The sequence below is a fragment of the Nocardioides sp. genome (assembly GCF_031422975.1).
GTDB lineage: Bacteria > Actinomycetota > Actinomycetes > Propionibacteriales > Nocardioidaceae > Nocardioides.
On record NZ_JANPEO010000100.1, the window covers coordinates 1 to 7,278 of the forward strand.

The 7,278-nt window shown below is 73.5% G+C and carries 8 protein-coding genes; all 8 read left to right on the forward strand.

Annotated features, from left to right (window positions below; genetic code table 11):
* Positions 1 to 51 precede the first annotated feature (51 nt).
* Complete coding sequence (locus RMO85_RS03300; RefSeq protein WP_310526449.1) at positions 52 to 954, forward strand: hypothetical protein; 903 nt, start codon at positions 52 to 54, stop codon at positions 952 to 954.
* Positions 955 to 1,043: 89 nt separating this feature from the next.
* Positions 1,044 to 1,790 carry a DUF4129 domain-containing protein gene (locus RMO85_RS03305; RefSeq protein ID WP_310526450.1) on the forward strand — a complete coding sequence of 249 codons (747 nt, stop codon included), beginning with the start codon at positions 1,044 to 1,046 and terminating at the stop codon, positions 1,788 to 1,790.
* Positions 1,787 to 2,239, forward strand: a complete 453-nt coding sequence (locus tag RMO85_RS03310; RefSeq protein WP_310526451.1) for a hypothetical protein — start codon at positions 1,787 to 1,789, stop codon at positions 2,237 to 2,239. The genes RMO85_RS03305 and RMO85_RS03310 overlap by 4 nt, the downstream gene beginning before the upstream one ends.
* Complete coding sequence (locus RMO85_RS03315) at positions 2,226 to 3,206, forward strand: MoxR family ATPase (RefSeq protein ID WP_310526452.1); 981 nt, start codon at positions 2,226 to 2,228, stop codon at positions 3,204 to 3,206. Before RMO85_RS03310 ends, RMO85_RS03315 begins: the two co-directional genes overlap by 14 nt.
* Positions 3,207 to 3,213: 7 nt before the next feature.
* A complete protein-coding gene (locus RMO85_RS03320) occupies positions 3,214 to 4,497 on the forward strand; it encodes a DUF58 domain-containing protein (RefSeq protein ID WP_310526454.1) in 1,284 nt (427 codons plus the stop codon).
* Positions 4,494 to 5,006, forward strand: coding sequence for a hypothetical protein (locus tag RMO85_RS03325; protein WP_310526455.1), 513 nt, complete (start codon positions 4,494 to 4,496; stop codon positions 5,004 to 5,006). Before RMO85_RS03320 ends, RMO85_RS03325 begins: the two co-directional genes overlap by 4 nt.
* Positions 5,007 to 5,020: 14 nt before the next feature.
* A complete protein-coding gene (locus tag RMO85_RS03330; RefSeq protein ID WP_310526456.1) occupies positions 5,021 to 5,686 on the forward strand; it encodes a lysophospholipid acyltransferase family protein in 666 nt (221 codons plus the stop codon).
* Positions 5,687 to 5,728: 42 nt separating this feature from the next.
* A partial coding sequence (locus RMO85_RS03335; protein ID WP_310526457.1) for an ATP-dependent helicase occupies positions 5,729 to 7,278 on the forward strand: 1,550 nt, incomplete at its 3' end.

Consider the following 7,278-nt stretch of genomic DNA (forward strand, 5'->3'; position numbering starts at 1 on the left):
GAACGGGCTATCCGCGCGTAACCCGTTCGGGCCACCCGTCGTTGGGCCCGCATGCGACCCACACACAGCATCCTTGCCCTGGCCGCCAGCGTCGCCCTGACCGCAGCAGTGGCCGTCACCAGCGGTGCCGCCTCCGCTGCCGACCGCACCGGTGCCGCCTCCGCTGCCCGACGCACCGTTGCCTGGGCTCCGGCAGGCACGGCCACGATCACCCCCGGCGTGCAGACCAACACCGCGGGCTCGGGCCAGTGCACCGCCAACTTCGTGCTCACCGACGCCGCCGGGTCGGTCTACGTCGGCCAGGCAGCCCACTGCTCCGGCCTCGGCGCGGCCACCGACACCGACGGCTGTGACGCCGGTGCGCTGCCGCTCGGCACCAAGGTGACCTTCAACCGCGCCGGCAGCATCGTCACTTCAGGCACCCGTGTCGGCGCCGGCAAGCTGGCCTACAGCTCCTGGAACACGATGCAGAGGCTCGGCGAGAAAGACGCCAACACCTGCGCCTACAACGACTTCGCCCTGGTGAGGGTCAACGCGGGCGACGTGGCCTCGGTCAACCCGAGCATCCCCTTCTGGGGTGGTCCCGTCGGCATCAACACCACCGGCACCGCTGCGGGCGACCGGGTCTTCAGCTTCGGCAACTCCGGCCTGCGCGGCGGCATCGAGCAGCTCTCGCCCAAGACCGGGGTCAGCCTCGGCCAGGACGCGGCTGACGGTGGCTGGACGCACCCGCTCTACACCGTGACCCCGGGCATCCCCGGAGACTCGGGCAGCGCCTTCCTCGACGCCAGTGGCGCCGCGCTCGGCACCCTGTCCACGCTCGGCCTGGCGCCCCTGCCGGCCTCGAACAACATCGGGGACTTCTCCCACGAGCTCGCCTACGCGAAGCAGCACTCCGGGATCGCCGGCCTGCGGCTGGCGCACGGGACCGAGCCGTTCGACCCGATCCTCTGATCGGTCGCACCCGAGATCCCGGCGGTTCCGTCTGTGGGGGGCGGGGCCGCCGGCCCCTTTCGGGTGCCGCGCGGGGCTAGGCTCCCGCCATGACTCAGGGGGAGGCATGGACCGGGGTGTGGCGCGTCGTCGCCGCGACCCTGGGCGCCTGCCTGCTGGTGACACTCGTCGGGTGGGCCGCCCTGATCGGACCCTCGCACGTGTTCACCGGCCCCGGACCCACGCCGAGCAGCGAGACCACCACGACCAGCGAGGCCCCGATCGAGCAGGTCCGGGAGAAGCGTCGCGAGGATGTCGCGCAGCAGGAGTACGGCGCCGCCACCTCGATCATCGCCAACGTGATCGGCGGCGCCATCCAGCTGTTCTGCCTCGGCGGCATGCTGTACGTGGCCTTCTGGCTGGCCCGGCGGGCCACGAGGGCCTGGCGGCTGCGCCGCCACTTCGACGTAGCGCCGGACGTCGACTTCGAGACGGTCCCACCCGGCCACCCGCGGCGGGCCCGCAAGGCGATGGCCCTCGACGCGGAGGAACAGCTCCGCCTCCTGCTCGACGGCGAGCCCCGCAACGCGATCGTCGCGTGCTGGCACCGCTTCGAGATGCAGGCCGTGGAGTCGGGGCTGGCCCGCCACCCGTGGGAGACCTCCTCGGAGTTCGCGCTGCGCATGCTCGAGCAGGCCGACATCGACTCGGGCCCGGTCAGCCGGCTGCTGGACCTCTATCGCGAGGCCCGCTTCTCCGAGCACGACCTCGACGAGTCCGACCGGGCCGCGGCGGCCGCGGCACTCCGCGAGATCCAGGCACAGGTGGGCGCGCGGCCCGGGGCGGACCGGGCGTGACCCGGTCCGGCACGGTGCGCAGCTGGGGGTCGCGTCTCGGCACGCTCGTGCTGGTCGTCCTCGGCGGCCAGGTCGCCTTCACGGCGCTCGACTTCGACCCCCGGCTGCGCGACTGGGCGCTGATGGCGACAGCCGGAGTGGTCCTGCTGTGGCTGGCGTTCGATGCCCTCGGTGTCGAGGACGCCCCCTGGGACGACCCGCTGGCGGCGTACGCCAGGCCAGATGCTGCCGACGACAGCGTCCACCACCGGGTGCTCACCAACCACCTCGCCGCCCGTGACCCCGGGCCGGCTCTGCGCAACCTGCTGGTCGACCTGGCACGCGGGCGCGACCCGGACCTGCGAGATCCCGAGCTGCGTGCCCTGGCCGAGAGCCCGGCGCGACGCCTCAGCGCCACCGACATCGACCGCTACCTGACCCGAATCGAGACGCCACGTGACCACGAGTGACGCAACCCTGACCGCTGCCGAGGCCACCGCCGTGGCCCAGCAGGTCCTCACCCAGGCCGGCCGTGCCGTGGTGGGGAAGCAGCGGCCGCTGAGCCTCGTGCTGGCCGCCATCCTGGCCAAGGGGCACGTGCTGATCGAGGACTTTCCGGGGCTCGGCAAGACTCTGGCTGCCCGGACCTTCGCCCAGGCCCTCGGCCTGGAGTTCTCGCGGGCGCAGTTCACCCCGGACCTGCTGCCGGCCGACCTCACCGGCTCCTACATCTACGACCAGCGGATCTCGGAGTTCTCCTTCCGCCGCGGCCCGCTCTTCGCGGGACTGCTCCTCGCCGACGAGATCAACCGGACGCCGCCCAAGACCCAGGCGGCGCTGCTGGAGGCCATGCAGGAGGGCCAGGTCACCGTCGAGGGCGAGACGCACCCGCTGCCGGTGCCCTTCCACGTGCTGGCGACCGCCAACCCGGTCGAGTACGAAGGCACCTACCCGCTGCCCGAGGCCCAGCTCGACCGGTTCCTGCTGCGGGTCGCCTTCGGCTATCCCACCGCGCAGGAGGAGTACGACGTCGTGGCACGCCGGCTCGAACGCCAGCGGGAGGAGGTCTCGGTGGAGGCCGTCACCGACGCCGCCGGACTCCGCGCCGTCCAGGCGGCCGTCGAGCGGATCCAGGTCGATGAGAGCGTCGGCCGCTACTGCGTGGCCCTCGCCGACGCCACCCGCGGGCACCAGGACGTGCTGATCGGCGCCTCCCCGCGTGGCAGCCTCGGCCTCGTGCTGGCCGCGCGTGGGTGGGCGTTGATCCGCGGCCGCGACTACGTGATCCCCGAGGACGTCAAGGCCGTCGCCAGCTCCGTGCTGGCGCACCGGATCACCGTGAAGCCCGAGCTCTGGATGACCCGGGCGTCCGGCGCCCGCGTGGTCGAGGCGGTGCTGGCGAGCGTGCCCGCGCCAGGAGCGCTGGAGCACCGGTGATCACCCCATGACCGTGTGGACGCCTACCCCCGCGCTGAGTCGCGCCACCGTGGCTGCCGCGGCCGGGCTGGTGGGCGCGGCCCTGACCGGCTCGCCGGCGCTCGCGATCCTCGCCGCGCCGTTCGTCCTCCCGGTGGTGCTCGGTCTGCTCGGCCGTCCGTCGTCGACCCCTCGGGTCACGGCTCTGCTGGGAGCCACCAGGCTGCCCGAGGGGCAGGGAACCACCTCGACGCTGCAGGTCGAGGACGGCGAGGAGGCCGAGCAGGTCACCCGCGTGGTGGCGCGGGCACCGTACGTAGTGGCGAGGCCGGCCTCCGGCGCGCTGAGCGTGCTGACGGGCGACGCCGCCGACAGCGTGGTCGAGATCGGTGCGCGACGCTGGGGACGGCCGCAGGTCGGTGACGAGCAGGTGGCCCTCACCAGCGCGTGGTGCGGCTACCGCTGGGGGCCGGAGCGGCTGGGGGCGCAGCAGCTGACGGTGTGGCCGCTGGCTGCGGCGTACGACTCGACGGCGGAGGCGCCCCAGCCCGACGGCCTGGTGGGTGCCCACAGGTCGCGACGGGTCGGCAGCGGCACCGAGTTCGCCGGGATCCGGCCGTTCGCACCGGGCGACCGGTTGCGACGGATCAGCTGGCCGGTGTCCCTGCGCACCCGCGAGCTCCAGGTGGTCACCACCCGGGCCGAGCAGGACGCGTCGGTGCTGGTGGTGGTCGACTCCCTGCGCGACATCGGGGTCTCGGGCGGGGTCGACGGCCGGGCGAGCAGCCTCGACCTCACGGTCCGTGCCGCCTCCGCGCTGGCCGACCACCACGTCCGCCGTGGCGACCGGGTCGGCATGCGCGTGGTCGGCCCCGGTGACGCGCGGGTGCCGTTCGGCAGCGGGCCGCGCCACCTCCACCGGATCACCGGCACCCTCACCCGGGTGGTGCCGGACACGGCGACGGTGCCGGACGAGACACTCGAGCTCGGTGTCACCGGCGGCTGCGTCGTCTACGTGCTCTCCACCATGCTGCACGCGCCCGTCGTCAACGCGACCGCACTGCTCTCCGCGCGCGGCGTTGCGGTCGTGGTCATCGACACGCTCGTCGCGCGGGACCTGGACGAGCTGGGTGGCCCCACCTCCGCTGCCGGGCTGGCGTGGCGCATGCGGATGCTCGAGCGGGACCTCATGCTCGAGCGTCTCGCCTCCCTGGGCTGCCCGATCGTGCCCTGGCGCGGGCCGGGCACGGTCGACGTCGTGCTGCGTCAGCAGGCGCGGCGCGGCCAGGTTCCTCGGGTGCGTGCCCGATGACGAGATGGCGGACGTGGAGCCGCAGCCAGGTCGCCTGCCGGGCGCTCGTGGCCGTGCTGCCGGTGGTGGCGCTGGTCGTCGCACCGGTGCGACCGGGCCTCGTCGTGGTCGGGCTCGTGGTCACCTGCTCGGTGCTCTGGGCGATGTTCCCCGAGCTTGCCGCGGGGCCGGTCGCGTTGGTGTCCGTGATGGCGTGGTGGGCCCTCGCGGTGCCCGATCCCGTCCGGCCGGGCATCCTGCTGGCTGCCCTGGCACTGTCCGGCGCCCACGTCGCCGGGCTGCTGGCGGCGTACGGACCCGCACGCGCAGGGCTGGACCGACGGCTGGTCGTGGCGTGGGTACGCCGCGGGCTGCTCGCCTACATCGCGGCCCCTGTCGCCTACGCCGCCGTCGTGGTCCTCGACGACCCGGACTCGCTGATGTGGCCGCTCGCGGTGGCCGTGCTGGTGGTGCTGGTGCTCGTCGTGGGCATGCAGTTCAGACAGCCGTCGGCGTCCCCGTCGTCCTAGGGGACACTGGACCCATGTTCTTCGCCCTGGTCCACCGCGTCGTCCCGCCAGTCGCCCGGGCGATCTGGCGCCCGACCGTCACCGGACTCGAACACGTCCCGCGCTCGGGGCCGGTGATCCTGGCCAGCAACCACCTCAGCTTCATCGACAGCACGATGATCCCGGTCGTGGTGCCCCGCAAGGTGGTGTTCCTGGCGAAGTCCGACTACTTCACCGGCACCGGGATCAAGGGCGCCCTCGTGCGGGCGTGGTTCGAGGGCCTCGGCATGCTGCCGGTGGACCGCGACGACAGCAAGTCGGCCATCGCCAGCCTGGACACCGCACTCGAGGTGCTCGGACGGGGCGAGGCCTTCGGCATCTATCCGGAGGGCACCCGCTCCCGCGACGGGCGGCTCTACCGCGGGCGCACCGGTGTCGCGCACCTGGCGCTCAGTGCGGGGGCGCCGGTCGTGCCCGTGGGGTTGAAGGGCACGCAGGACGTGCAGCCGATCGATGCGACCCTGCCGCGCATCAAGCCGGTGAGCGTCGCGTTCGGGGCGCCGATCTCGCCGGCGGGCTACGACGGGGTGCCGTCGGGCCGCGCCCGCCGCGAGCTCACCGACACGATCATGTCGGCGATCGCCGAGCTGAGCGGCCAGGAACAGGCCGGGATCTACAACGAGCGCGCCTCAGGAGTGTGAGGCGTTGACCACGGTGTCGGTGCTGTCTGTTTGAGTGCAGCCATGGCCGCGACTCCCACGCCCAGCACCCGCTACCGCCTCGTCCGGGCGAGCGCGGCGGTCGTCGAGCCGCCCACGCTGGACGAGCACCAGCAGGCGGTCGTCGACCACGCCGGCGGTCCGCTCCTCGTGCTGGCCGGCCCCGGCACCGGCAAGACCACGACGATGGTCGAGGCCATCGCCGAGCTGATCGAGGAGCGCGGCGTCCATCCGGACCAGGTCCTGGCCCTGACGTTCTCCCGCAAGGCGGCCGAGCAGCTGCGTGACCGGGTCACCGCACGGGTCGGTCGGACCACCTCGGCGGCGACCTGCTCCACCTTCCACTCCTTCGCCTACTCGCTGATCCGGGCCTACAGCCCGCTCGACCTCTACGACGCGCCGCTGCGCCTGCTCTCCGCCCCGGAGGCCGACGTGGTGCTGCGCGAGCTGCTCAGCGACAACCCCGAGGCGGTCGCCTGGCCCGAGTCGCTCACCAGCGCCCTCGGCACCCGCGGCTTCACCCGGGAGGTCCACGCGGTGCTGTCGCGGGCCCGGGAGAAGGGCCTCGACCCGGCCGGGCTGGCCGCGCTCGGTGCCGCCAACGGCCTGCCCGAGTTCGTCGCGGCCGGGCTGTTCCTCGAGCAGTACCTCACGATCCTCGACAACCTCGGCGCCACCGACTACCCCGACCTGATCCGGCGTGCGGTCATCACCGCCGAGACCCACCGCGACGAGCTGCGGGCCAGGTTCAGCCACGTGTTCGTCGACGAGTACCAGGACACCGACCCGGGCCAGGTGGCGCTGCTGCGTGCCCTGGCGGGCGACGGGCGCAACCTCACCGTCGTGGGCGACCCCCATCAGTCCATCTACGGCTTCCGCGGCGCCGACGTGCGCGGCATCCTCGACTTCCCCGGGCAGTTCCCCACGTCGGCCGGGGAGCGCGCTCCGGTCCTGGTGCTGCGCCGCACCCGCCGATTCGGCCCGCGGCTGCTGCTGTGCGCGGGCCGCATCGCCGCCCGCCTGCCGCTCACCGGCAGCATCGGTGCCGACGCCCGCCAGGCGTTCCTCTCCCCGGAGGCGGTGCCCGGTCCGCACGGCGACGGCCGGGTCGAGATCCACACCTTCGACACCGATCGCGCCGAGTCCGAGCACCTCGCCGACCTGCTGCGTCGCGCCCACCTCGAGGACGGCATCGACTGGTCCGAGATGGCGGTGCTGGTCCGGTCCGGCCAGGCTTCGATCCCGCCGCTGCGCCGCGCCCTGGCCGCGGCCGGGGTGCCGGTCGAGGTGGCCGCCGACGACGTGGCGCTGGTGCGCGACCCGGCCGTGCTGCCGCTGCTCGACGGGCTCCGCGCGGTGGTCAACCTCGACAACGCCGATCCCGACTCGCCCGACTTCCTAGACCCGGGTCGGATCGAGTCCCTGCTGCTCTCGCCACTCGGTGGGCTCGATGCCGGCGACCTGCGGGCCCTCGTACGCCGCCTCCGCGCACGGGACAAGGCCAGCGACGCACCCCGCACCAGCCGCGAGCTGTTGCGTCTGGCTGTCGTCGCCGACGACTTCCTCGCCGGCCT

Coding starts and splice junctions, on each gene's coding strand:
- RMO85_RS03325 (WP_310526455.1), top strand. CDS start 4,494: ATGACGAGATGGCGGACGTGGAGCCGCAGCCAGGTCGCCTGCCGGGCG.
- RMO85_RS03330 (WP_310526456.1), top strand. CDS start 5,021: ATGTTCTTCGCCCTGGTCCACCGCGTCGTCCCGCCAGTCGCCCGGGCG.
- RMO85_RS03305 (WP_310526450.1), top strand. CDS start 1,044: ATGACTCAGGGGGAGGCATGGACCGGGGTGTGGCGCGTCGTCGCCGCG.
- RMO85_RS03300 (WP_310526449.1), top strand. CDS start 52: ATGCGACCCACACACAGCATCCTTGCCCTGGCCGCCAGCGTCGCCCTG.
- RMO85_RS03320 (WP_310526454.1), top strand. CDS start 3,214: ATGACCGTGTGGACGCCTACCCCCGCGCTGAGTCGCGCCACCGTGGCT.